The sequence below is a fragment of the Sphingopyxis sp. sgz302558 genome (assembly GCF_057220455.1).
Genome location: NZ_JBXPUZ010000003.1, coordinates 392545 through 413144 on the forward strand (window position 1 = coordinate 392545; position 20600 = coordinate 413144).

Consider the following 20600-nt stretch of genomic DNA (forward strand, 5'->3'; position numbering starts at 1 on the left):
CCAGGGTTTCCAAACGCACCGTTAGCTGTTGCCGCTCTGGATTCCGGCTTTCGCCGGAAAGCGGCTAGATTCGCGCCTTCAGCCACGCCTTATGCGTGCGCTCGACCTCCATCGTCGCGGCGAACACCGACAGACCCGGGTTGGCCGCGCCCGTGCGCCCGAGCGCATAGATCTGGCCGTAAAACCAGTTCTGCCCGGCAAAGCCCTCGATAGTTCGGCCCAGCTTGAAATTGCGCAGAAAGCCCAGCCAGGCCGGAAACAGCCGCAAATCGGCCTCATAACGCGGCAATTCGGCCAGCCCGTTCATAAGCTGCGCGGGCGCATCGGTCATCACGCACATCGGGCGGCCGAGGCCGATCACGTCCGCTGCGCCCGAGCTGAGCACCTCGGCCATCGCATCGCGCCGCCGCAGGCCACCGGTGACCATCAGCGGGACGGTGACACGCGCCTGCATCGCGCGCGCGAAATCGACGAAATAGGCTTCACGCGCCAGCGTCGATTCCTTGACCGCTTGCCCCTCCACCGGTTCGATGCCTTCCAGCCCCAGCAATTTGGGCTGCTCATAGGTGCCGCCCGACACTTCGATCAGATCGACCTTGGCCGCCCCCAGCCAATCGGCGACCTGCAAGGCATCCTCAAATTCAAATCCGCCCTTCTGGAAATCGGCGCTGTTGAGCTTGACCGCCACCGGGAAGTCACCGCCCACCGCCGCGCGCACCGCTGCGACGACATCGAGCAGAAGGCGCGCGCGATTTTCGAGCGGTCCACCCCAGTGGTCGCTGCGCTGGTTGCTGCGTGGGCTAAGGAATTGCGAGAGGAGATAGCCGTGCGCGGCGTGCACCTGGACCCCGGTAAAGCCGCCTTCCCGGCACACGCGTGCAGCGCGGGCAAAGCCGCTAACGACGGCAGCAATGTCATCAGCGGTCATCGCCACCGGCTCGCCAAACTGGCCGCCGGGCAGGCCCAGTTTGACCGCCGAGGGCGCCTTGGGATGCGGATTGACCGCCTTTTGCGTTTGCCGCCCGGCATGGCTGATCTGCGCCCAGAAATGCGCGCCATGCGCGGTGGCCGCGCTGGTCCAGCTGCGCATGGCCGCCAGCATCGCCGCATCGGGCACGGCATCGATGATGACATTGCCCGGTCTTTCAAGATGCTGTGCATCAATCTGCACATTGCCTGACAACAGCAGCCCCGCCCTGCCCGCGCCCCAGCGTTCATAAAGGCGGGTCAACTCTGCCGTCGGCCGCCCTGCGGTATCGGCAAGCCCCTCAGTCATCGCTGCCTTGGCAATGCGGTTAGGCAGCACCGCGCCGCACGGCAAATGGAGCGGATCAGCAAGGTCGATCGTGGCCATGGTCATCCTCTTAAGTTGCATTTCGCAACCATTCTTAACGATCTCGACCTGACCACTCAACCCCGCACGAGAAAAATGATTATGTGATATTGTATCCTGCGTAATGTTATGCCATAGCCTGCGCCATGGCCGCCGAATCAGCCCTTTCCCGCGCGCTTCCCGGCGCCGCTCTTGCCGACTGGCTTGGACATGACGGGCGTATCGACCGTATGGCGATGGGCCTGTCGGGGCTGTGCCTGGTGCATTGTCTGGGCACTGCATTATTCTTTGCGTCGGTGGCGTCGGTTGGCGGGTTGTTCGACGCGCACTGGGTCCATGAATTTGGTCTGATGCTCGCCATTGTGTTTGCGCTGGTGGCGCTGGTGCGCGGTGTGTTTGCGCACGGCTTCCTCATGCCCTTCGGTGTGGGGTGCTTCGGGCTGGGCTTGATGGCGGGTGCGCTGGCGCTGCCACACGGTGGTGACGAGTTGGTGGCGACGATGGTCGGTGTGCTGATCGTCGCGCTTGGCCACGACCTCAACCAGCGCGCTGCGCGCTAAAAGCACGGTCTTGCGCGGGATGGCCATAGGGCCTACCTTGCAGGCCATGGGCAAGCATGATCATTCGCATCACGAAGCCACCGGCGATGAACTTGCCGCTGCTGCGCAGGCTGCGCTCGAAAAGGGCGGCGAGCAGTGGACCGAAATGCGCGCGCAAGTATTTGCCGCCATCGCGTCGCTGGGCCAGCCGAGCAGCGCCTATGACATCGCCGATCTGGTCAGCAAATCGCGCGGCCGCCGCGTCGCGCCCAACAGCGTTTACCGCATCCTCGACCTGTTCGTAGCCAACAATCTGGTCAGCCGCGTCGAAAGCGCCAACGCCTTCGTCGCCAACAGCCACCCCGGCTGCCTGCACGACTGCGTGTTCCTGATTTGCGACGATTGCGGCACGACCAAGCATGTCGACGATGACGCATTGTCAAAATCGGTGCGCTCGACCGCCGCCAAAGCGGGCTTTGCCGCCCAGCGCCCGGTGCTGGAAGTACGCGGCCTGTGTGAGGATTGCCAATAGCATGGGCCGCTGCGCGGCAGCGACTTCCCGGCCTGATATTCGTTCGTGACGCGGGCAAGCCAAGCTAGTCAGATTAAGAATGCATCCATGGCGCGCCATATTTGGCGTCTCGCGATAGTTCTCGGCGTCCTGTACTGGCTTAGTGCGCTGGCCCGGTCTGGCGTGGCATTTCCGCTTTTGGCGGAACTGCCAAAATGGCTGGTCGTGGCGTGGAAGGGCACTTTCTCGGCTTGTTTGGCCCTGTCGGTTTTCTCAGCGCGTAATGGGCAGACGGGTCAGCTCATTGCCACAGCGCTGGCGATCAGCGCCGTTGCGGATGTGCTGCTGGTGACGGTCGGGCTGGTTGCGTCGGGCGCTGCATTCGCGGCAGCGCATGGTTTCGCCACCATGGCTTACGCGCGCGAGCGCGAAACAGACGTTTCGACAGGCCGCCTGGTTATGGCCCTCATGATTCCCGTGATTGCTGTCGCACTTTCGGTTTTCGCGCTTGGAAACAGCGGCACGAACATCGGCATCGGATTCTTCCCCATCATATCGGGAACGATGGCAGCAATGGCCGTGATCAGCCGTTTCCCGCTTTGGCTCAATGGCCTTGGCGCAACCATCTTTGTTGCATCGGATGTGCTGGTTTTCGTCGACATCGGCGTTTTGCAGAATAGCGGAACTTTCGGATGGCTAACCTGGGCCTGTTATGCGGGCGGTTATATTCTCGTGGCGCGGGGAGCGATCGTCTACCAAAGCAGCAGCAAGCGGAGCGGTTGACCACATACACGCGTGCATTATGCACTTGGCCGTAGACCCCAGAGCAGCGAGTCCCCGCCATGACCGTCACAATCCGCGAAGACGACCTTATCGAAACCGTCGCCGACGCGCTGCAATATATCAGCTATTTCCACCCGATGGATTATATCCGCGCGCTGGCCGCCGCGTACGAACGCGAACAATCGCCCGCCGCCAAAGATGCGATGGCACAGATTTTGGCGAACAGTCGCATGTGCGCCGAGGGGCATCGGCCCATTTGTCAGGACACGGGCATCGTCACGGTGTTCATCAAGTGGGGCATGGATTGCCGCCTCGAATCCCCGCGCAGCTTGCAGCAGGTTGTCGATGAAGGTGTGCGGCGGGCTTACCTGCATCCCGACAACAAGCTGCGCGCCTCGATCCTGGCTGATCCGGCATTCAGCCGCGTCAACACGCGCGACAATACGCCGTCGGTGCTCAATGTCGAAATCGTGCCGGGGGCCAAGGTGCATATCGACGTCGCCGCGAAGGGCGGCGGCAGCGAGAATAAATCCAAATTCAAGATGATGAACCCCAGCGACTCCATCGTCGATTGGGTGCTCGAAATGGTCCCGCAGATGGGCGCGGGTTGGTGCCCTCCCGGCATGCTGGGCATCGGCATTGGCGGCACCGCGGAAAAGGCGATGTTGCTCGCCAAACAATCGCTGATGGACCCCATCGACATGACCGAGCTGCTCGCACGCGGGCCGTCCAGCCCGATCGAGGAGCTGCGGATCGAACTGTATGAAAAGGTCAACGCGCTGGGCATCGGCGCGCAGGGGCTGGGCGGGCTTGCAACGGTGCTGGACGTCAAAATTGCCGACTGGCCGACGCATGCGGCGTCCAAGCCCGTCGCGATGATCCCCAATTGCGCGGCGACGCGCCATGCGCATGTGACACTCGATGGCAGTGGGCCTGCCTATCTGGAACCGCCCAAGCTGTCCGATTATCCGCAGATCGACTGGGTGCCGGACAGCGCGGCGAAGCGCGTCGATTTGAACGCGCTGACCCCCGACGTTGTGGCTGGGTGGAAACAGGGCGACCGGCTGCTCCTCAATGGCAAAATGCTGACCGGGCGCGACGCCGCGCACAAGCGCATTGCCGACATGCTGGCAAAAGGCGAGGAATTGCCCGTCAGTTTCAAAGGCCGCGTCATCTATTATGTCGGCCCGGTCGATCCGGTCGGCGAAGAAGTCGTCGGCCCCGCGGGTCCAACCACCGCCACGCGCATGGACAAGTTCATGGACATGATGCTGGAGCAAGGATTGCTGGCGTGCGTTGGCAAAGCCGAGCGCGGCCCGGCGGCAACGCAGGCGATTGCCAAGCACAAGAGCGCCTATCTGATGGCCGTCGGCGGCGCGGCCTATCTGGTGGCGCGGGCGATCAAGGGGTCGCAAGTCGTGGGCTTTGCCGACCTCGGCATGGAAGCAATCTACGAATTCGAAGTCAGCGACTTCCCCGTTACCGTCGCGGTCGACAGCGAAGGGCAGAATGTCCATGTCAATGCGCCGATGCTTTGGAAGAAGCGGATTGCGGATGAAGGGTTGCTCGAACGGGCATGACCCTCACCCTAACCCCCATCGGCTATGTGCGCAGCAGCCGCGATGCGGCGATTGACGATCATTGGGACGCCGAAACCGCGCGGGTCGAGCTCGACGCTTCGCGCTTTACGCCCGATGCGCTCGCCGGCCTCGCTGATTTCAGCCATGCCGAGGTGATTTTCCTGTTCGACCGGGTCCCCGATGACAAGATCGAAACCGGCGCACGCCACCCCCGTGGACGGACGGACTGGCCGCTTGTCGGCATCTTTGCCCAGCGCGGCAAAAATAGGCCCAACCGCCTCGGGCTCACGACCTGCCAGATCGTCGCGGTGGACGGTTTAGCGGTGACGCTGCACGGGCTCGACGCCATCGACGGCACCCCCGTGCTGGACATCAAACCGGTGATGCGCGAATTCCTGCCGCGCGGTGACGTTCGCCAGCCGGCATGGGTCGGCGAATTGATGGCCGATTATTGGGGCTGATCGCTGCGCTGCGCCGCCTTCATGCGCGCAACGGCGATTTGCACATCATACATATCGTCGCCATCGTGGCGCGGGGCATGCGCAGCATAAGCGGCGGCGATTTCCGCCTGCCGCTCGGCAATGCGCACCATGTTATAGCTGTGCGCCACACAATAGGGCGCGCCCGCAGCAATCTGCGGGACGATCCGTGCAGCGAATTCGGCAGCATCCATCCCCATGTTGCGCGCCAGATCGGTCGCTACCCAGCCGGGAATGATGATGCCGGTGGTGATTGTCGCCGGGGCCTCTTTGCGCAGCGCGTCCATCAGGCCGAGGATCGCATGTTTAGAGGCAATATAGCCGCCACCGCCGAAGGGGATCGCTGGAAACAGGCTGTTCTCTGACCCGGTGCAATAGATGGCGGCGGGCTGGCCATCGGCGATGTAGCGCCGACCAAAGGCCTGGATACCATGCCACATGCCCCAGAAATTGACCTCGAACAGCGCACGCTCGGCGGCAATATCCGTTGTCAGAATGCCCTTGCGCGGCCCGCCCACCCCGGCATTGTTGATCAATATGTCGGCACGGCCATTGCGATTCCATGCAAAGTGGGCCAGCGCCTCCACCTGCGCCGGATCGGTGACATCGCCCGCCAGTCCCGCGGCATCAATGCCGTCGCTCTGCAGGTCGGCAACCGCAGCATCCAGGATGGCAACGCGCGGTTCGAACAGGATCGGCCGCGCGCCCTGCCTTCCCATCGCACGCGCCAGCGCGAGCCCGATGCCGGTTGCACCGCCCGTAATGACCACCGTTGCGCCGTCCAGTTTGACCATTGTTTCTCTCCCTTCAGGCCGATGGTACCACGACCTTCACCCGCATCCCAAAGCCAGCCATCCCGGCCCCGGCCCGACTCTGCCAGCGGATCGCGGTCCCGGCGCCCCATTCAATAAAGAAGCAGCCCCTCGCCAATCTGGTAGCGCGGTTGCAGCTCGACCAGAAATTGCTCGGTCAAAGCGCCGCCAGCAGGGCCGCAGCATCGGCTCCATCATTATACAAATGCGGCGTCACGCGCAGCGAGGTACCGCGCAGCGACACATGCACATTCGCCGCCGCCAGCCTTTCGACCAGTCCGCTTGGCACCGCGCCGGGAAAGGCCAGCGACAGAAAATGCGGGGCGCGTTGGTGCGTAGCAGCGGCGGTGAGACCCAGCGCAGCCGCTTGCGCTGCAATGGCGTCGGTCCGCGCGCGCAGCGTCTCCGCGATATTGGCCACGCCCCAACTCTCAATCAGATCAAGCGCAGCGCAGGCCCCCATCAGCAGCGGCGGGTTGGCGCATTCGCCAAAATCGAAGCGTCGCGCCCCCGGCTGGTACGTTTCGGTATAGTCAATCAACCGCGCAAAATCCTGTGACCCGGCGCGATTGAGCCAATTATACTCAATCGGTTCGCCCCCCTGCCAGCGCGGCGCGACATAAAGCATCCCGGTACCATAGGGCGACAATTGCCATTTATAGCCCGCCGCAACAGCGAAATCAGGCTGCACCGCCGCCGCATCAAAGGCCATGGCGCCAAGCGACTGGGTCAGATCCAGCACCAATGCTGCGCCGACAGCCCGGCACGCCGAACCGACCCGCATCAGGTCGACCAGCCGCCCGTCAGCCCAGTGACACTGCGGCACGGCGACAATACCGGTATCGGCATCGATGCTGGCGAGCACGGCGGCGGTCCAATCGTCATCCGCCTCCCGCCGCGCAATTCGCACAGTGGCGCCCGCATCGGCGGCCTTGGCGGTCCAGACATAATAGTTGGATGGAAATTGGTCGCCCAACACCACCAAATTCTGGCCGCGTGCCAGCGGCAGGTTTTTGGCAGCGATGGCAAGACCATAGCTGGCCGACGGCACCAGCGCGATATCTTCGCCATCGGCGCCCATAAGCCGCGCGGCGCGATTGCGATACGCCCCAATCTGCGCAAAGAAATCGGCGGGCCGATACGTCCAGGGGCTGGATTTCAATGCCGCACCCGCGCTCACCGCTGCACTGACTGCGACCGGCAGTGGCCCCATATAGGCGCAATTGAGATAATGGACATCGCGCGGGATGGCGAAAGCGTCACGCTGACAAGGCAAACAGGTCATAGCCCGGGTCTATCGACGGCGGGCACGGCTGGCAATTCGCCGCTGCCCGCGCCATAGCAAGAAAATGATTGTCGCATTTGTCGCCATTTTTTGCGCCGGGATTGCCAATTTCGCGATGCACCGCGCCTTCATGGAAAGCGAAGACCCCATGGTCCAGGCGATGATCAGGCCCTTTGTCGCGCGCGTCGGGCCATGGACCAGCTATGGCTTTGAATTCATCCTGCTGTTGGGTGCGTTGATGTTGGCCGAACGCAACTGGTTTGCCGGGCTGTTGCTCTATGGCCTGTACACAATGTTCAACGCCATGGCGTTTAGCTGGATCCGCAATAGGCCGCGCTGAACTTTGCCTCACGCCAAAAAAAGTGCTCAACAATGTTTCGTCATCCCGGACTTGATCCGGGATAACGGGTCATGGGTACGTTATCCCGGATCAAGTCCGGGATGACGATAATGAAGTTCAAGCCGCAGCGTGATACCACCACACGCCATCGCGATCCTCGCGCATGACCCGGCCCTCGACTTCGAGCCGCTTCAAATGCGCCAAGGCCTCACCCGTCGCCAATTCGGCATTGTGATCGGCAATCGGCCGGTTGAACAACAGATGGAAACTGTCGATCGCGCGGAGCGGCTTTTCGGCAATGGCCTCGGCCAGCTTGTAGAGCCGCATCCGGTGTTCGTCGCGCAGCGCATGCAGGCGTATATGCAGCCCCTTGAACGGCTCGCCATGCGCCGGGCACACGACAAGGTCGGCGGGCAATACGCCTAGCAGCTTGTCGATCGACGTCAGCCATTCGCCTAGCGGATCGGCGTCGGGCTCGGTGATGTTGACCGACACGTTGGATGAAATGCGCGGCAAGACTTGGTCGCCCGACACCAGCACGCCATCGGTTTCATTCCATAGGCAGGCATGTTCGGGGCTGTGGCCCGATCCGACAACAACGCGCCAGCGGTGTCGACCCATCTCCAGCACGTCTCCGTCCTTGATGCGGACATAGCTGCGCGGCAGCGGATGGACGACGCGCGAAAAGCGCCCCCAGCCGCGCGCCTTCATGCCATCGAGCACCGCATCGTCCCACCCCGCCGCGCGTTGGATGGCAACGGCTTCGTCGGGCATGGTGTCGCTGGTATCGGATACGATCATCCGTGCGGTCATCAGCTCGCCGCGCGTCATCCAGAGTTTGACGTCGTGCTTTTTGGTCAGCCAACCGGCGAGGCCAATATGGTCGGGATGAAGGTGTGTGCCAATAACGCGGCTGATGCGTTCGCCCGCCAAAGCGCCCGCGTACAGCGCCTTCCATGCGTCCGAACAGTCGCGCAGCATCAGTCCGGTATCGACCACTGCAACGCCATCGGCGTCATCGAGCAACCAGCTGTTGATGTGCCCGAGCGATCCGGGCATCGGAATGCGCGCCCAGCGCAGCGACGGCGCGATACGGATCGCCTCTCCCAATCCCGGCACGGCCTCGCCCCAAGGATAGGTCAGACCAGCGTGGCTGGTCGCGGTGTAGCTGTCATCCTGCGTCAGCGACGCATCGGGCGATAGCGGCGCGGCGGGAATATCGTCTTCGTCGGGCGCGGCACCGCTCACGCTGCGTCGTCGGCCTCGGCTGCTGCGGCTTCAGCGGCGCGCGCCTCTTCGTTGGCGGCGCGTTCGGCGCGCAATTCTTCGAGCAGCGCTTCACGGTCACCGGCCAGGCGATTGTCTTCAACCGGCTTTACGCCGGCCTTCTTAGCGGCGCGCGCGACCAGCGCGTCGAGTTCGCGCTGCGAGCACAGACCCAGCGTCACCGGGTCCTTGGGGACGATGTTGGCGCTGTTCCAGTGGCTGCGCTCGCGGATTGCCGTAATGGTGTTGCGCGTCGTGCCAATCAGCTTGCCAATGGCGCCGTCCGAAATTTCGGGGTGATTCTTCAAAATCCAGGCAATGCCGTCGGGCTTGTCCTGCCGCTTGCTGACCGGCGTGTAGCGCGGGCCGCGCGTGCGGCGGATGGGATCCTGCACCACGGTCATTTTCAGCCGGTATGCGGGGTCCTTTTGACCTTTTTCAATCTCGTCCATCGACAGTTCGTGCGCGCGCACCGGATCGCGCCCGGTATATTTGGTGCCCGCAGTCTCGTCGGCAATTGCCTGCACTTCCAGGATATGGATGCCGCAATATTCGGCAATCTGCTGGAACGTCAGGCCAGTGTTGTCGACCAGCCAGGCAGCGGTCGCGTGCGGCATCAGGGGGAAGGCTTGAGCCATGATGATTCTCCGTTGCGCCGGCTTGCCCGAGCGCCTGAAACAATAAGGGCCGCCCCTCGCGGGACGGCCATTCGACGGAGCATCTAGACTCTAATGGGGCCGCACGCAAGTCAGGCAGGAACCAGCGGCGCAAGTGCGCCCAGAAATTGCTCGGCGCTGGTGCGCCAGCTGAAGGTCGCACCATAAGCGGCGCAGGCGGCCGGATCTTTGGTCAGCGCGGCAGCGATGGCGACGTCCAGTTCATTGTCGAGGGCGCCGGTAGCCGTGGTCACTATATCGCGCGGACCGGTGACCGGATAGGCGGCAACAGGGACGCCGCATGCCATTGCCTCGATCACCACCAGCCCGAAGGTGTCGGTCAGGCTGGGAAAGACGAAAACATCGGCGGCGCGATAGGCCGACGCCAGCGCCTCGCCATGCTGTGCGCCCAGCCAGACAGCGTCGGGAAATCTGGCCGACAATGCCGCACGCGCCGGGCCATCGCCAACGATGACCTTGGTTCCCGGGGCGTTGGTGGCCAGAAAGGCCTCGAGATTCTTCTCCACCGCCACGCGCCCGACATACAGCATCACGGGTCCGGCAAGGTCCACCATGGCCGGGTGACGCACCCCTTCGGGGCGGAACAGCGCCAGATCGACCCCGCGCCCCCAGTGCACGACATGCTCGACGCCATGTTCCGCCAGTTCGGCGCGGATCGATGGCGTCGCGGTCAGCACATTTTGCGCGGGCCGATGGAACCAGCGGATGTAGCGCCAGATCGCACTCGCCGGGATACCCGTGCGCCGCTCAACATAGTCGGGGAATTGCGTGTGATAGGCGGTCGTGAAGGGCACGCCATTGCGCACGCACCAACGCCGTGCCGACAGGCACATCGGCCCTTCGGTGGCGATATGGACGGCATCGGGACCAAAAGCGGCAATGCGTTCGCCCACTGTCCGCGCGCGCGGAAAAGCCAGCCGGATTTCGGGATAGGTGGGGCACGGCCAGTTGCGGTAAAGGTCGGGCGACAGCACCGCTACCTCATGCCCCATCGCCACCAGTTCGCGCCGCACGCTGTCCAGACTGCGCACGACGCCGTTCACTTGCGGGAACCAGGCGTCGGTTGCGATCAGGATGCGCATCAGGCGGCGGCCGGGAAGGCGTGCGGCTCGGGCGCCGCGACGGGGGCGGGCAGCAGCGGCGTCACCTTGGTGCGTTTCGCCACCTCGTCCGCCCAGTGGAGGATTTCCATCGTGCCGTCATGATGTTCAACCAGCGCGGTGCAACCTTCGACCCAGTCGCCATCATTATAGTAAGCAACGCCGCCAATTTCGCGCATTTCGGCGTTGTGGATATGGCCGCACACCACGCCGTCGACGCCGCGCGCTCCTGCCTCGCGCGCCACCACTTCCTCAAAGCGGGTGATGAAGGCGACGGCGTTCTTGACCTTGTGCTTGGCCACCTTTGACAGCGACCAATAGGGCAGGCCCAGCCGCGTGCGGACATTGTTCACGACCACATTGACGCGCATCAGCCAAGTGTAAGCGGCGTCACCAACGAAGGCGAGCCAGCGGTGCGCCAACATCACCGCGTCAAATTCATCGCCGTGCAACACCAGCAGGCGGCGGCCATCGGCGGTCTGGTGGATCGCCTTTTTGCGGATTTTCACTCCGCCGAAATCCATGCCGGTGAACTGGCGGAACATTTCGTCATGATTGCCGGGAATATAGATGACGCGTGTGCCGCGCTTGGCGCGCTTCATGATGCGCCATACGACATCGTTATGCGTGGTCGGCCAGTAAAAGCGCTTTTTCAGGCGCCACCCGTCGATGATGTCGCCGACCAGATACATATGGTCGCAATCGACATGGTCGAGGAAATCCTTGAGCAGCGGGGCGTTGCAACCACGCGTCCCCAGGTGAATGTCGGAAATCCAGACGGTGCGATAATGACGGCGTTGTTTCTCGTTGCTCTTTTCATTGGCCGCCGAAATTCGGCCTACGTGCGCATTCATGCCGCGTCCTTCGCGTTGCCAAGGCTGGAGCTTGCCTTGGACCCCGCCATTGGCGGTCCAATGTGACAATCGGAATCGTAAAGCGATGACAGGGCGGGGACGATGGTGTGACGGTGGGGTTACGAAAACACCAACCTATCCCCCACCCCCGCCCGTCCTGAGCTTGTCGAAGGACTGTCTTTCTCCTTCACCAGTGCCCAGAAAGAACGACCCTTCGACAAGCTCAGGGTAGACGGAATTGGGGGGCGGCGGTCAGTGCCTAAACCGCCAGCACAATCTTGCCCACATGATCCCCCGCCTCCATCCGCGCATGGGCGGCGGCGGCTTCGGCCAGCGGAAAGCTGCGGTCCATCACCGGTTTCAGCCGTCCCTCAATCACATGCGGCCACACATTGGCGTAAATTTCGTCGGCCAGCAGCGCCTTGAATTCATTCTCGCGCGCGCGCAGCGTGGAGCCGGTCAGCGTCAGGCGGCGGCGCATGATGTCAACGATGTTGATCTCGGCCTTCAATCCGCGCTGGAAAGCGATCGACACATGCCGCCCGTCGTCGGCCAGGCAAGCGAGGTTGCGCGGCAGATAATCGCCACCAACCATGTCGAGCACCGCATCAACCCCGCGCCCGCCGGTCAAGTCCGTCACCCGCGCGGCGAAATCTTCGGTGGAATAATCGATCGCTACGTCCGCACCCAGTGCCAGCGCGGCGGCGCATTTGTCCGCGCTGCCGCACGTCACAAAGACCTTGATATCGAATAGCTTGCACAGCGATATGGCCATCGTTCCGATGCCGCTGGTGCCGCCATGCACCAGCACGCTCTCGCCCTCTTTCACGAACGCGCGCTCGAACAGATTGTGCCACACGGTGAACAAGGTTTCGGGCAGTGCCGCCCCTTCGGCCAGGCTCAGCGCCTCGGGCAGCGGCAAACAGCTCCCTGCCGGCGCAAGGCAATATTCGGCATAGCCGCCGCCCGATACCAGCGCGCAGGTCCGCGCACCCAGCAACGCGCTGTTGACGCCGTCGCCCAGTGCGACAATCTCGCCCGCAATCTCCAGCCCCGGCAAATCGCTGGCGCCCGGCGGGGGCGGATACACGCCGATGCGTTGCAGCACATCGGGTCGGTTAACGCCCGCCGCGCCAACACGGATCAGCACTTCGCCCGGTCCCGGCTGCGGCAAGGGTCGGGTGACGGGTTGCAGCACATCGGGCCCGCCGGGCGCGCTGATGGCGATAGCGGTCATCGTTGCTGGCAAGTCGGTCACGAAGGCATTCTCCCCCCAGAAAGCGCGCCCTTATTGACAGGCGCGGCGGTGCGGTCAACACTTCGCCCGCGATGGACGACGAAGACCTACCCCGCCGCCGCAGCGACGAGCTGACCGCGCTGACCAAACAGGCGCTGGGTCCGTTGTCGGTCGATGAACTGGGCGACCGGATCGCGGTGCTCGAGGCGGAAATCGCACGGACAAAGGCGCATATGGCGGCGGCGAGTGCGTTCAAGACGGACGCCGAGGCGTTGTTTAAGAAGGGGTAGCCTCCCGCTCTTCGTCGTCCCGGACTTGATCCGGGACAACGCGCCTCGGGTGCGGCTTGTTATCCCGGATCAAGCCCGGGATGACGAGGGGTTGGGGCCACTACCCCCTCCCACCCCAAAAAGTTAACGGCGATCCATCGCTTTCCTCTTGCAGCTTGATGACAGCGGGGCCACCTTATCGCTTGCGGGTCCGCCCTCTCCCCTTCGCGGATGCCGCCGAGGAGACTTCGCATGCCGTCTTTTTCCGATGCCTTGGAAAAAACCCTCCACAACGCGCTCAAGGCCGCGTCGGACCGCAGCCATGAATATGCGACGCTGGAGCATCTCCTTTTCGCGCTGGTCGATGACGAGCATGCTGCCGAGGTGATGCGCGCGTGCGGTGTGGACCTGGGCGACCTCCAGTCGGCGGTGGTGCATTATCTCGACACCGAACTCGACAGTCTGAAGGTCGAGGGGCACAGCGACCCCTCCCCCACCAGCGGTTTCCAGCGCGTCGTCCAGCGCGCTATCCTCCACGTCCAATCCTCGGGCAAGGACGAGGTGACGGGCGCCAACGTCCTCGTCGCGCTGTTTTCCGAACGCGAAAGCTATGCCGTCTATTTCCTGCAGCAGCAGGACATGAGCCGCCTCGACGCGGTGTCCTATCTGTCACACGGCGTCGGCAAGGGCAGCGGCAAGCCCGCCGCCGAACCCGAGCCCGAAGCCAAGGAAGCCGGCCCCAAGGAAAAAGGCGAGGGCAAGAATAAGAAGGAAAGCGCGCTCGACCAGTTCACCGTCAACCTCAACGAGAAAGCCAAGGGCGGCAAGGTCGACCCGCTGATCGGCCGCGGGGCCGAGGTTGATCGCACCATCCAGATCCTGTGCCGCCGCAGCAAGAACAACCCGCTTTATGTCGGCGACCCCGGTGTCGGCAAAACTGCGATTGCCGAAGGGCTGGCGCGCAAGATTATCGAGGGCGACGTGCCCGACGTGTTGCTGCCCGCGGTCATCTACAGCCTCGACATGGGCGCGCTGCTCGCGGGCACGCGCTATCGCGGCGATTTTGAGGAGCGGCTGAAGCAGGTCGTGACCGAACTCGAAGCCATGCCCGACGCCATCCTGTTCATCGACGAAATTCACACCGTGATCGGCGCAGGCGCCACGTCGGGCGGCGCGATGGATGCGTCCAACCTGCTCAAACCCGCGCTCAGCGGCGGTTCGATCCGCTGCATCGGCTCGACCACCTACAAAGAGTTCCGCAACCATTTCGAAAAGGACCGGGCGTTGCTCCGACGCTTCCAGAAAATCGACGTGGTCGAACCCAGCCTGGAGGATACCAAGAAAATCCTCGCCGGGCTGCGCGAGGCGTTTGAGAGCCATCACAAGGTCAAATATACCCCCGATGCGATCAAGGCGGCGGTCGAGCTGTCGGCGCGTTACATCAACGACCGCAAGCTGCCCGACAAAGCCATCGACGTGATCGACGAGGTTGGCGCGATGCAGATGCTGGTGCCGCCTTCGAAGCGCAAAAAGACGATTACGGCGAAGGATATCGAAGCCGTCATCGCCACCATGGCGCGCATCCCGGCCAAATCGGTGTCGACCGACGACAAGCGCGTGCTTGAAAATATCGAGACCGATTTGAAACGCGTCGTGTTCGGCCAAAATACCGCGATCGAGATTTTGTCGAGCGCGATCAAGCTGTCGCGCGCCGGCCTGCGCGATCCCGAAAAGCCCATCGGCAATTATCTCTTTTCGGGCCCCACCGGCGTCGGCAAGACCGAGGTGGCGAAACAGCTCGCCCACCTGCTCGGCATCCCGCTCGAACGCTTTGACATGTCCGAATATATGGAACGCCATTCGGTCAGCCGCCTGATTGGCGCGCCGCCGGGCTATGTCGGCTATGACCAGGGCGGCCTCTTGACCGATGCGGTCGACAAAAACCCGCATTGCGTGCTGCTGCTCGACGAAATTGAAAAGGCGCACCCCGACCTGTTCAACATTCTGCTGCAGGTGATGGACAATGGCCGCCTGACCGATCACCACGGCAAGACGGTCGATTTCCGCAACGTCATCCTGATCATGACGACCAACGCGGGCGCGTCGGACATGGCGCGCGAGAGCATCGGTTTCGGTAATTCCACGCGTGAGGATGTGCAGGAAGAGGCGGTGAAACGCATGTTCACTCCCGAATTCCGCAATCGCCTCGATGCCATCGTGCCCTTCGGCTATCTGCCGCCCGAGGTCGTCGCGCGCGTGGTCGACAAGTTCATCCTGCAACTCGAACTGCAACTGGCCGACCGCAACGTCCACATCCAGCTCGACGACGAAGCCCGGGCATGGCTGACGTCAAAGGGTTACGACAAACTCTATGGCGCGCGCCCGATGGGCCGCCTGATCCAGGAAAAGATCAAACAGCCGCTCGCCGAAGAACTGCTGTTCGGCAAACTCGTCCACGGCGGCGAGGTGAAGGTGAAACTGAAGACCGGCGAGGATGCCAAGGTGGGCAATCCGCTGTCGTTCGAAATCGTCCCCGCCCCGCCCAAAGCGAGCAAGGGCAAGGCGAAGGGTGCGAAGGTGGAGAAAGGGGCGGAGTGAGGTTCAAGAGGGGACACGGTATTCCGTGTCCCCTGAGGTTACGGTGACACCTAGGTTACGGTGACACCTCACTTAACCCCCAAACCCCATCACGTACGCTCGGACGGGGACACGCAATAGCATGTCCCCGGGTGTTGCATGGGCTTGGCGTCCTTCGCGTAAAATCAGCCATCGCAATGCCATTTCAAAATCCTCCCCGGAACGGGGAGGTGCCCCGAAGGGGCGGAAGGGTCGCTGGCGGCCTGACGCCATGCCGCGCCACTGCACGCGCCCTCACCCGTCCCCTCCGTCAGTCCTTCGGACTGCCACCTCCCCGTTCCGGGGAGGATCCACGTCAACCTCGTCATTGCGAGCGCAGCGAAGCAATCCAGTGTTGCGCACCCCGCTCTGGATTGCTTCACTACGCTGGCAATGACGAACGGGTTGCATAACGCGCTGGCTTCCGTTATAACCCCCGTATGAACACGCCGCTCAAGATCACCAAGGTCGGCAACAGCGCCGCGGTCATCCTGCCCAAGGAGCTGCTTGCGCGGTTGCGTGTGTCTCTGGGCGATACGCTCTATGTCACCGAAGCGCCTGACGGTATCCGGCTGACCGCCGCCGATCCCGATTTTGCGGCGAAGATGGCGCTGGCCGAGGAGATTATGCGCGAGGATCGTGACATCCTGCGCGTGCTCGCCCAATGAGCGACAAACGCCGCGAGCCGCTGTGGCTCGCGCTGGATATCGCGCTTGCCATTCATGACCGACAGCTGGCTGAACATGGCGGCCTGTCGGGCGTGCGCGATCAGGGGATGCTCGAATCGGCGCTCGCGCGCCCTGTCAATCAATGGGCCTATGGCGAGGATGATCTGGCCTGCCTCGCCGCCGCCTATGCCTATGGCATTGCGCGCAGCCATCCGTTCGGCGACGGCAACAAGCGCACCGCTTGGGTGCTGGCGCGCCTGTTCTTGAAAGCTAACGGCATCGAAATCCGCTTCGCGCCGCAGGATGCCATCGATACTGTCCTTGCACTGGCCGCGGGAACGCTGACCGAGGATCAATTGGCCGATTGGTTCCGCAAACGCACCGTCGCAGGCTAGTTCCAAAGATTCCGCTGTCCTACACGCCCGCGCCCTGTCATCCTCCGCGCTCGGCTCTTTGCAATCGTCAATTCCGTCCGCGCGACGTAACCCCGAACCGATCTTCACAAAAGATACAAAGGATACAGTTTGACTGAATCTGGCGGTATCTTTTGTATCTTTAGCGCCGCGCCATGCGCAGGCGATCATGTGCAATCGCGAGCGAAGTTCCGCAGTTTTCCGGGCTTTTCCGCGTCCTGTTCCCCGGCGAAAGCCGGGGTCCAGTTTCAACAGTACTGACATAGCACAAAGACGCATTGGACCCTGGCTTTCGCCGGGGAACATAATGGATGTCAAAGCATCGCGATGTTTCCTGGTTTCAAGGAAATTTCAGCACCACGGCTGCCGCCCGCTGCCATACCAGCGCGCCAGACCTTCATCGACCAGCACGCCGCCAAGGCTCTCGCCACCACGCGTCACGGTGCGCAGCGCGCGGCCATAATTATCAGAATTACGGTCGATATATTCGAGCGTGAAGGGACCGGCGTTCAGCAGGTCCTGCAACCGCTCGGTCGCCGCCGCGCCCAGCCGCGCTTCTTCGGCGCAGCGCGGCGGGTGCGTTTCGGGAGTGTCGATGTCGGCGATGCGGATTTTCTGGCCCTGAAACCAGAAAGTATCGCCGTCGACAACGCAGTTGGTCCCGCCGCCGCTGTGGCATAGCCCAAAGCGCGCTTGCAATCGGTCGCCTGCGGCCCGCCACCCATTCGCGGCGCTTTCGGCATAGGAAGCGGCGGGCTCGACCGCATTGGCACCCCATGGAACGGGCAATCCCGCCTGAAAATAGACGAGCGCAGCGACGAAGCCCCCCAGCCCCACGAACCGGACATCGGCGAGTGCGGCGCGGGCGCTGCGTTGCCACCCGCGCCGACGCTTGCTGCGCCGATAGCTATCGATGCTGGTCCAGTTGGCCATGCCCGCATCATGCCGCATCGGGCTTACCCAAATCCTAAACCATCGGTGCCGCATTGGCATGGAAATGCGGGTGGACTGCGCCGGGATGGTGCCACCCTGACGGGTATCTGCTCTCTTCGTCCTTCCTGCGAAGGCGGGAGGGATGACTTGGTGGAACGCAGTTGCCGTGTCGGTCCGCTTTTGCGTGACCCGGCCGCCAGCCTTGGTTAGGACAAGTCAGCCAAGCAAAAGCAAGGAGCCGCAACTCGTGTCCGCGTCCAATCCCGCCCACCCCCGTTCAGCACTGCGCGAATTTCTCGAAAGCGAAAGTGCGGGCGGATTGTTGCTGATGGGTGCAGCGGCGCTTGCCATGTTGATTGCCAATTCGCCGTTGGGCGAGATGTATCACCACGCGATGCACGCGGTCACGGGGCCGACCCTCACCCCCAAACTCGGGCCGATGACGGTGCATCTGTGGATCAACGACGGGTTAATGGCGGTGTTCTTCCTGCTCGTAGGCCTCGAGATCAAGCGCGAGTTTGTCGACGGCCGCCTCGCCACCTGGAATCAGCGCCGCCTGCCCATGATAGCGGCAGCGGCCGGGATGGCGGTGCCAGCGCTCATCTATCTGGCGATCGCCGGCAGCACGCCGGGGCTGGCCAATGGCTGGGCAATCCCGGCGGCGACCGACATTGCCTTTGCCATCGGTGTGCTCGCGCTGCTCGGCCCGCGCGCACCGACCTCGCTGAAACTGTTCCTCGTCACCGTTGCTATTGTTGATGATATGGGCGCGGTGGTGATCATCGCGCTGTTTTACACCGCCAGCATCGATTTCACTGCGTTGGTAGCAGCGGGAATCATCTTTGCCGTGATGCTTGGACTAGGGCGCATGGGGGTGAAACGGCTGACGCTGTTTCTGGTGCTCGCCGCCATGCTGTGGTTTGCAATGCTGCTGTCCGGCGTCCACGCCACCATCGCCGGCGTGCTCGCGGCAATGACGATCCCGATCGAAAAGACGCCCGGCACTCCCGACAGCGCAACCTCGCCGCTCCACCGGCTGGAACATGCGCTACATCCATGGGTGGCGTTCGCGATTGTACCGCTGTTTGGCTTTGCCAATGCCGGGGTGAACATCACCGGCATGACCGTGGCACAGCTGTTCGCGCCAATGCCGCTGGGCATTGCATTGGGGCTGTTTCTGGGCAAACAGCTGGGCATATTCGCGGCGGTCTGGCTGGCGGTGAAGGCTGGTTTTGGCGCCAAACTGCGCGGCGCGACGTGGGTGCAGATTTACGGCGTGGCGACGCTGTGCGGCATCGGCTTTACGATGAGCCTGTTCATCGGCGGCCTTGCCTTCACGGATCCATTGTTGGTCGAAGAAGCGAAGATTGGCACGCTGATGGGCTCCTTCGCGTCGGGCATCATGGGCTATCTGATCCTGCGCCTGTGCGCGCTCCACCCCGGTCATGCGCGTGAGGAAGCGGCGAAGGCGGCCGAGATCGATGCCGACGGCGATGTGGCGAGTTTGGAAGAGAGGGCTAGGGCATGAAGCCATTGGCAACGGCTGCAGCGGCATTGTTATTGACGGGCTGCGCAGTGGGCGCGCAGGCACAGGAGATCGTCGCCACCAAGCCGCCCCTTTCGTCAGTCTCGGTGGATGACCTGCTGAATCAGCTCGCGCGCGATTATGTGGCGCTCAGCCTTGAAATCGGCACGCACGAAGACGGCTACATCGATGCCTATTACGGCCCGCCCGAAATCCGCGCCCTCGCCGAAAAAGCTCCTCGCGACAAGGCGGCTCTTCGCGCCGAAATTGTCAACATGCGCGGCTTGCTAAACCTGCTCAACGGAAGGATGCCCGGCATCGACGCACGCCGCATCGCTTTCCTCGACAAGCAGCTCATCGCCGCCGACACGCGCCTCGCCATGATGATGGGCGAAAAGTTCAAATTCGCCGATGAGGCCGAGCGCTTGTTCGGCGTCCGCCCCCAACTCAAGCCGCTTAGCGTCTATGACGCGGGGCTGGCCGAGATTGCCAAGCTACTCCCCGGCGACGGCCCACTGGCGGCGCGCGTCGATGCGTATCTCGACCGCTTTACCATCCCCAAGGAAAAGCTGCTGCCGGTGTTCAATGCCAGCATTGCATCGTGCCGCGCCCGCACCGAAAAGCACATCGGCATGCCGCCGGGAGAGAATTTCAAGCTGGAGTTCGTCACCGGCAAATCGTGGAGCGGATACAACTACTACCAAGGCAATTACCAAAGCCTGATCCAGATCAACACCGACTTTCCGATCCGCCTGTCCCGCGCGGTCGATCTGGGGTGTCACGAGGGTTACCCCGGCCACCATGCGCTCAACTTCCTGCTCGAACAGCGGCTGACGCGCGAGCGCGGGTGGATCGAATTTAGCGTCTATCCGCTCTACAGCCCCCAAAGCCTGATCGCCGAGGGCACCGCCAATTACGGCATCGAAATGGCCTTCCCGGGCGGCGACAAGGCGGCCTATGAACGCGATGTCCTGATGCCATTGGCCGGCATCGCGCGCCCAGCCGACGACAAATACTGGCACCTAACCGACGCGATCAAGGCGGTGTCGGGCGCGCGGTTGACCATCGCGCAAATGTATCTCGACGGCGAGATTGACCGCGCGAAGGCGATCGAGCTGTCGCAGCAATATCTGCTGATGTCGCCGGCGCGCGCCGAACAGTCGGTCAAATTCACCGAAACCTATCGCAGCTATGTCATCAACTATGGCTTGGGCGAGGCGATGGTGAAGGCCGATGTCGAGCGCGAAGTTGGTGAGGCCGCACGGTGGAAACGTTTCGAGGCGCTGATAAGCGAGCCGACTTTGCCAGGGGATTTGCGTCGGTAAAGCCCGCTATCCTCTTCCCCGCCTGCCCTGAGCTTGTCGAAGGGCTGTCCCTTCT

General features: G+C 62.8%; 21 protein-coding genes. 12 read left to right on the top strand and 9 right to left on the bottom strand.

Going from position 1 to position 20600, the window contains the following annotated elements:
• Window positions 1-64 precede the first annotated feature (64 nt).
• The gene (locus AC2TC0_RS12540) at window positions 65-1360 is read right to left on the bottom strand and encodes an NADH:flavin oxidoreductase/NADH oxidase family protein (protein WP_484717855.1); all 1296 of its coding nucleotides are present in this window, start codon (window positions 1358-1360) and stop codon (window positions 65-67) included.
• A 119-nt stretch (window positions 1361-1479) separates the two neighbouring features.
• Between AC2TC0_RS12540 and AC2TC0_RS12545 the strand changes: the two genes are divergently transcribed.
• The 5 genes from AC2TC0_RS12545 to AC2TC0_RS12565 all read left to right on the top strand — a co-directional run bounded on the left by AC2TC0_RS12545 (window position 1480) and on the right by AC2TC0_RS12565 (window position 5207).
• Window positions 1480-1893, top strand: a complete 414-nt coding sequence (locus AC2TC0_RS12545) for a MerC domain-containing protein (RefSeq protein ID WP_484717856.1) — start codon at window positions 1480-1482, stop codon at window positions 1891-1893.
• A 46-nt stretch (window positions 1894-1939) separates the two neighbouring features.
• Window positions 1940-2404 carry a Fur family transcriptional regulator gene (locus AC2TC0_RS12550; RefSeq protein WP_484717857.1) on the top strand — a complete coding sequence of 155 codons (465 nt, stop codon included), beginning with the start codon at window positions 1940-1942 and terminating at the stop codon, window positions 2402-2404.
• A gap of 87 nt (window positions 2405-2491) precedes the next feature.
• A complete protein-coding gene (locus AC2TC0_RS12555) occupies window positions 2492-3166 on the top strand; it encodes a lysoplasmalogenase family protein (protein WP_484717858.1) in 675 nt (224 codons plus the stop codon).
• Window positions 3167-3225: 59 nt separating this feature from the next.
• Window positions 3226-4746: a fumarate hydratase gene (locus tag AC2TC0_RS12560; RefSeq protein WP_484717859.1), complete on the top strand. Its 1521-nt coding sequence runs from the start codon at window positions 3226-3228 to the stop codon at window positions 4744-4746.
• The gene (locus AC2TC0_RS12565) at window positions 4743-5207 is read left to right on the top strand and encodes an SAM-dependent methyltransferase (protein ID WP_484717860.1); all 465 of its coding nucleotides are present in this window, start codon (window positions 4743-4745) and stop codon (window positions 5205-5207) included. Before AC2TC0_RS12560 ends, AC2TC0_RS12565 begins: the two co-directional genes overlap by 4 nt.
• Here AC2TC0_RS12565 and AC2TC0_RS12570 read toward each other — a convergent pair.
• Both AC2TC0_RS12570 and AC2TC0_RS12575 read right to left on the bottom strand, forming a co-directional pair.
• Window positions 5195-6019, bottom strand: coding sequence for an SDR family NAD(P)-dependent oxidoreductase (locus AC2TC0_RS12570; RefSeq protein ID WP_484717861.1), 825 nt, complete (start codon window positions 6017-6019; stop codon window positions 5195-5197). The two genes, AC2TC0_RS12565 and AC2TC0_RS12570, sit on opposite strands and share 13 nt — an antisense overlap.
• A 175-nt stretch (window positions 6020-6194) precedes the next feature.
• On the bottom strand, window positions 6195-7322 hold the full coding sequence (locus AC2TC0_RS12575; RefSeq protein WP_484717862.1) for an aminotransferase class V-fold PLP-dependent enzyme: 1128 nt from the start codon (window positions 7320-7322) through the stop codon (window positions 6195-6197).
• 64 nt (window positions 7323-7386) lie between these two features.
• On the opposite strand from AC2TC0_RS12575, the gene AC2TC0_RS12580 reads away from it, so the two are divergent.
• Window positions 7387-7662, top strand: a complete 276-nt coding sequence (locus AC2TC0_RS12580; RefSeq protein ID WP_484717863.1) for a hypothetical protein — start codon at window positions 7387-7389, stop codon at window positions 7660-7662.
• 117 nt (window positions 7663-7779) lie between these two features.
• On the opposite strand, the gene AC2TC0_RS12585 is transcribed toward AC2TC0_RS12580, so the two are convergent.
• From AC2TC0_RS12585 to AC2TC0_RS12605, 5 genes are all read right to left on the bottom strand, one after another.
• Complete coding sequence (locus tag AC2TC0_RS12585) at window positions 7780-8910, bottom strand: MBL fold metallo-hydrolase (RefSeq protein WP_484717864.1); 1131 nt, start codon at window positions 8908-8910, stop codon at window positions 7780-7782.
• Window positions 8907-9566 (bottom strand): DUF1013 domain-containing protein, encoded by a 660-nt coding sequence (locus AC2TC0_RS12590; RefSeq protein WP_484717865.1) that lies wholly within the window; start codon window positions 9564-9566, stop codon window positions 8907-8909. Before AC2TC0_RS12590 ends, AC2TC0_RS12585 begins: the two co-directional genes overlap by 4 nt.
• A gap of 110 nt (window positions 9567-9676) precedes the next feature.
• The gene (locus tag AC2TC0_RS12595) at window positions 9677-10687 is read right to left on the bottom strand and encodes a glycosyltransferase family 4 protein (RefSeq protein ID WP_484717866.1); all 1011 of its coding nucleotides are present in this window, start codon (window positions 10685-10687) and stop codon (window positions 9677-9679) included.
• Window positions 10687-11559 carry a UDP-2,3-diacylglucosamine diphosphatase gene (locus AC2TC0_RS12600; RefSeq protein ID WP_484717867.1) on the bottom strand — a complete coding sequence of 291 codons (873 nt, stop codon included), beginning with the start codon at window positions 11557-11559 and terminating at the stop codon, window positions 10687-10689. Before AC2TC0_RS12600 ends, AC2TC0_RS12595 begins: the two co-directional genes overlap by 1 nt.
• A 259-nt stretch (window positions 11560-11818) precedes the next feature.
• Complete coding sequence (locus AC2TC0_RS12605) at window positions 11819-12796, bottom strand: NAD(P)H-quinone oxidoreductase (RefSeq protein WP_484717868.1); 978 nt, start codon at window positions 12794-12796, stop codon at window positions 11819-11821.
• A 92-nt stretch (window positions 12797-12888) separates the two neighbouring features.
• On the opposite strand from AC2TC0_RS12605, the gene AC2TC0_RS12610 reads away from it, so the two are divergent.
• The 4 genes from AC2TC0_RS12610 to AC2TC0_RS12625 all read left to right on the top strand — a co-directional run bounded on the left by AC2TC0_RS12610 (window position 12889) and on the right by AC2TC0_RS12625 (window position 16744).
• A complete protein-coding gene (locus tag AC2TC0_RS12610; RefSeq protein ID WP_484717869.1) occupies window positions 12889-13086 on the top strand; it encodes a DUF1192 domain-containing protein in 198 nt (65 codons plus the stop codon).
• Window positions 13087-13317: 231 nt separating this feature from the next.
• Entirely contained in the window at window positions 13318-15663 is a 2346-nt protein-coding gene (gene clpA, locus AC2TC0_RS12615; RefSeq protein WP_484717870.1) for an ATP-dependent Clp protease ATP-binding subunit ClpA, read from the top strand.
• A gap of 458 nt (window positions 15664-16121) precedes the next feature.
• A complete protein-coding gene (locus AC2TC0_RS12620) occupies window positions 16122-16349 on the top strand; it encodes an AbrB/MazE/SpoVT family DNA-binding domain-containing protein (RefSeq protein ID WP_484717871.1) in 228 nt (75 codons plus the stop codon).
• Window positions 16346-16744, top strand: coding sequence for a type II toxin-antitoxin system death-on-curing family toxin (locus tag AC2TC0_RS12625; protein WP_484717872.1), 399 nt, complete (start codon window positions 16346-16348; stop codon window positions 16742-16744). Before AC2TC0_RS12620 ends, AC2TC0_RS12625 begins: the two co-directional genes overlap by 4 nt.
• 369 nt (window positions 16745-17113) lie before the next feature.
• Here the strand turns inward: AC2TC0_RS12625 and AC2TC0_RS12630 are convergent, their stop codons facing one another.
• Window positions 17114-17713, bottom strand: coding sequence for a thermonuclease family protein (locus AC2TC0_RS12630; protein WP_484717873.1), 600 nt, complete (start codon window positions 17711-17713; stop codon window positions 17114-17116).
• Window positions 17714-17942: 229 nt separating this feature from the next.
• Here AC2TC0_RS12630 and nhaA point away from each other — a divergent pair, with 229 nt between their 5' ends.
• Together nhaA and AC2TC0_RS12640 are read left to right on the top strand one after the other, a co-directional pair.
• Window positions 17943-19223, top strand: a complete 1281-nt coding sequence (gene nhaA, locus AC2TC0_RS12635; RefSeq protein WP_484717874.1) for a Na+/H+ antiporter NhaA — start codon at window positions 17943-17945, stop codon at window positions 19221-19223.
• Window positions 19220-20545, top strand: a complete 1326-nt coding sequence (locus AC2TC0_RS12640; protein ID WP_484717875.1) for a hypothetical protein — start codon at window positions 19220-19222, stop codon at window positions 20543-20545. The genes nhaA and AC2TC0_RS12640 overlap by 4 nt, the downstream gene beginning before the upstream one ends.
• Window positions 20546-20600: the final 55 nt, after the last annotated feature.

Bases quoted from the DNA above. Each gene is read 5' to 3' on its own strand.
- AC2TC0_RS12610 (WP_484717869.1), top strand. From the start codon at position 12,889: ATGGACGACGAAGACCTACCCCGCCGCCGCAGCGACGAGCTGACCGCG.
- AC2TC0_RS12570 (WP_484717861.1), bottom strand. From the start codon at position 6,019: ATGGTCAAACTGGACGGCGCAACGGTGGTCATTACGGGCGGTGCAACC.
- AC2TC0_RS12540 (WP_484717855.1), bottom strand. From the start codon at position 1,360: ATGACCATGGCCACGATCGACCTTGCTGATCCGCTCCATTTGCCGTGC.
- AC2TC0_RS12600 (WP_484717867.1), bottom strand. From the start codon at position 11,559: ATGAATGCGCACGTAGGCCGAATTTCGGCGGCCAATGAAAAGAGCAAC.
- AC2TC0_RS12605 (WP_484717868.1), bottom strand. From the start codon at position 12,796: ATGACCGCTATCGCCATCAGCGCGCCCGGCGGGCCCGATGTGCTGCAA.
- AC2TC0_RS12555 (WP_484717858.1), top strand. From the start codon at position 2,492: ATGGCGCGCCATATTTGGCGTCTCGCGATAGTTCTCGGCGTCCTGTAC.
- AC2TC0_RS12565 (WP_484717860.1), top strand. From the start codon at position 4,743: ATGACCCTCACCCTAACCCCCATCGGCTATGTGCGCAGCAGCCGCGAT.
- AC2TC0_RS12625 (WP_484717872.1), top strand. From the start codon at position 16,346: ATGAGCGACAAACGCCGCGAGCCGCTGTGGCTCGCGCTGGATATCGCG.
- AC2TC0_RS12545 (WP_484717856.1), top strand. From the start codon at position 1,480: ATGGCCGCCGAATCAGCCCTTTCCCGCGCGCTTCCCGGCGCCGCTCTT.
- AC2TC0_RS12550 (WP_484717857.1), top strand. From the start codon at position 1,940: ATGGGCAAGCATGATCATTCGCATCACGAAGCCACCGGCGATGAACTT.
- AC2TC0_RS12580 (WP_484717863.1), top strand. From the start codon at position 7,387: ATGATTGTCGCATTTGTCGCCATTTTTTGCGCCGGGATTGCCAATTTC.
- AC2TC0_RS12560 (WP_484717859.1), top strand. From the start codon at position 3,226: ATGACCGTCACAATCCGCGAAGACGACCTTATCGAAACCGTCGCCGAC.
- AC2TC0_RS12575 (WP_484717862.1), bottom strand. From the start codon at position 7,322: ATGACCTGTTTGCCTTGTCAGCGTGACGCTTTCGCCATCCCGCGCGAT.
- clpA (WP_484717870.1), top strand. From the start codon at position 13,318: ATGCCGTCTTTTTCCGATGCCTTGGAAAAAACCCTCCACAACGCGCTC.
- AC2TC0_RS12590 (WP_484717865.1), bottom strand. From the start codon at position 9,566: ATGGCTCAAGCCTTCCCCCTGATGCCGCACGCGACCGCTGCCTGGCTG.
- AC2TC0_RS12620 (WP_484717871.1), top strand. From the start codon at position 16,122: ATGAACACGCCGCTCAAGATCACCAAGGTCGGCAACAGCGCCGCGGTC.
- AC2TC0_RS12595 (WP_484717866.1), bottom strand. From the start codon at position 10,687: ATGCGCATCCTGATCGCAACCGACGCCTGGTTCCCGCAAGTGAACGGC.
- AC2TC0_RS12640 (WP_484717875.1), top strand. From the start codon at position 19,220: ATGAAGCCATTGGCAACGGCTGCAGCGGCATTGTTATTGACGGGCTGC.
- AC2TC0_RS12630 (WP_484717873.1), bottom strand. From the start codon at position 17,713: ATGCGGCATGATGCGGGCATGGCCAACTGGACCAGCATCGATAGCTAT.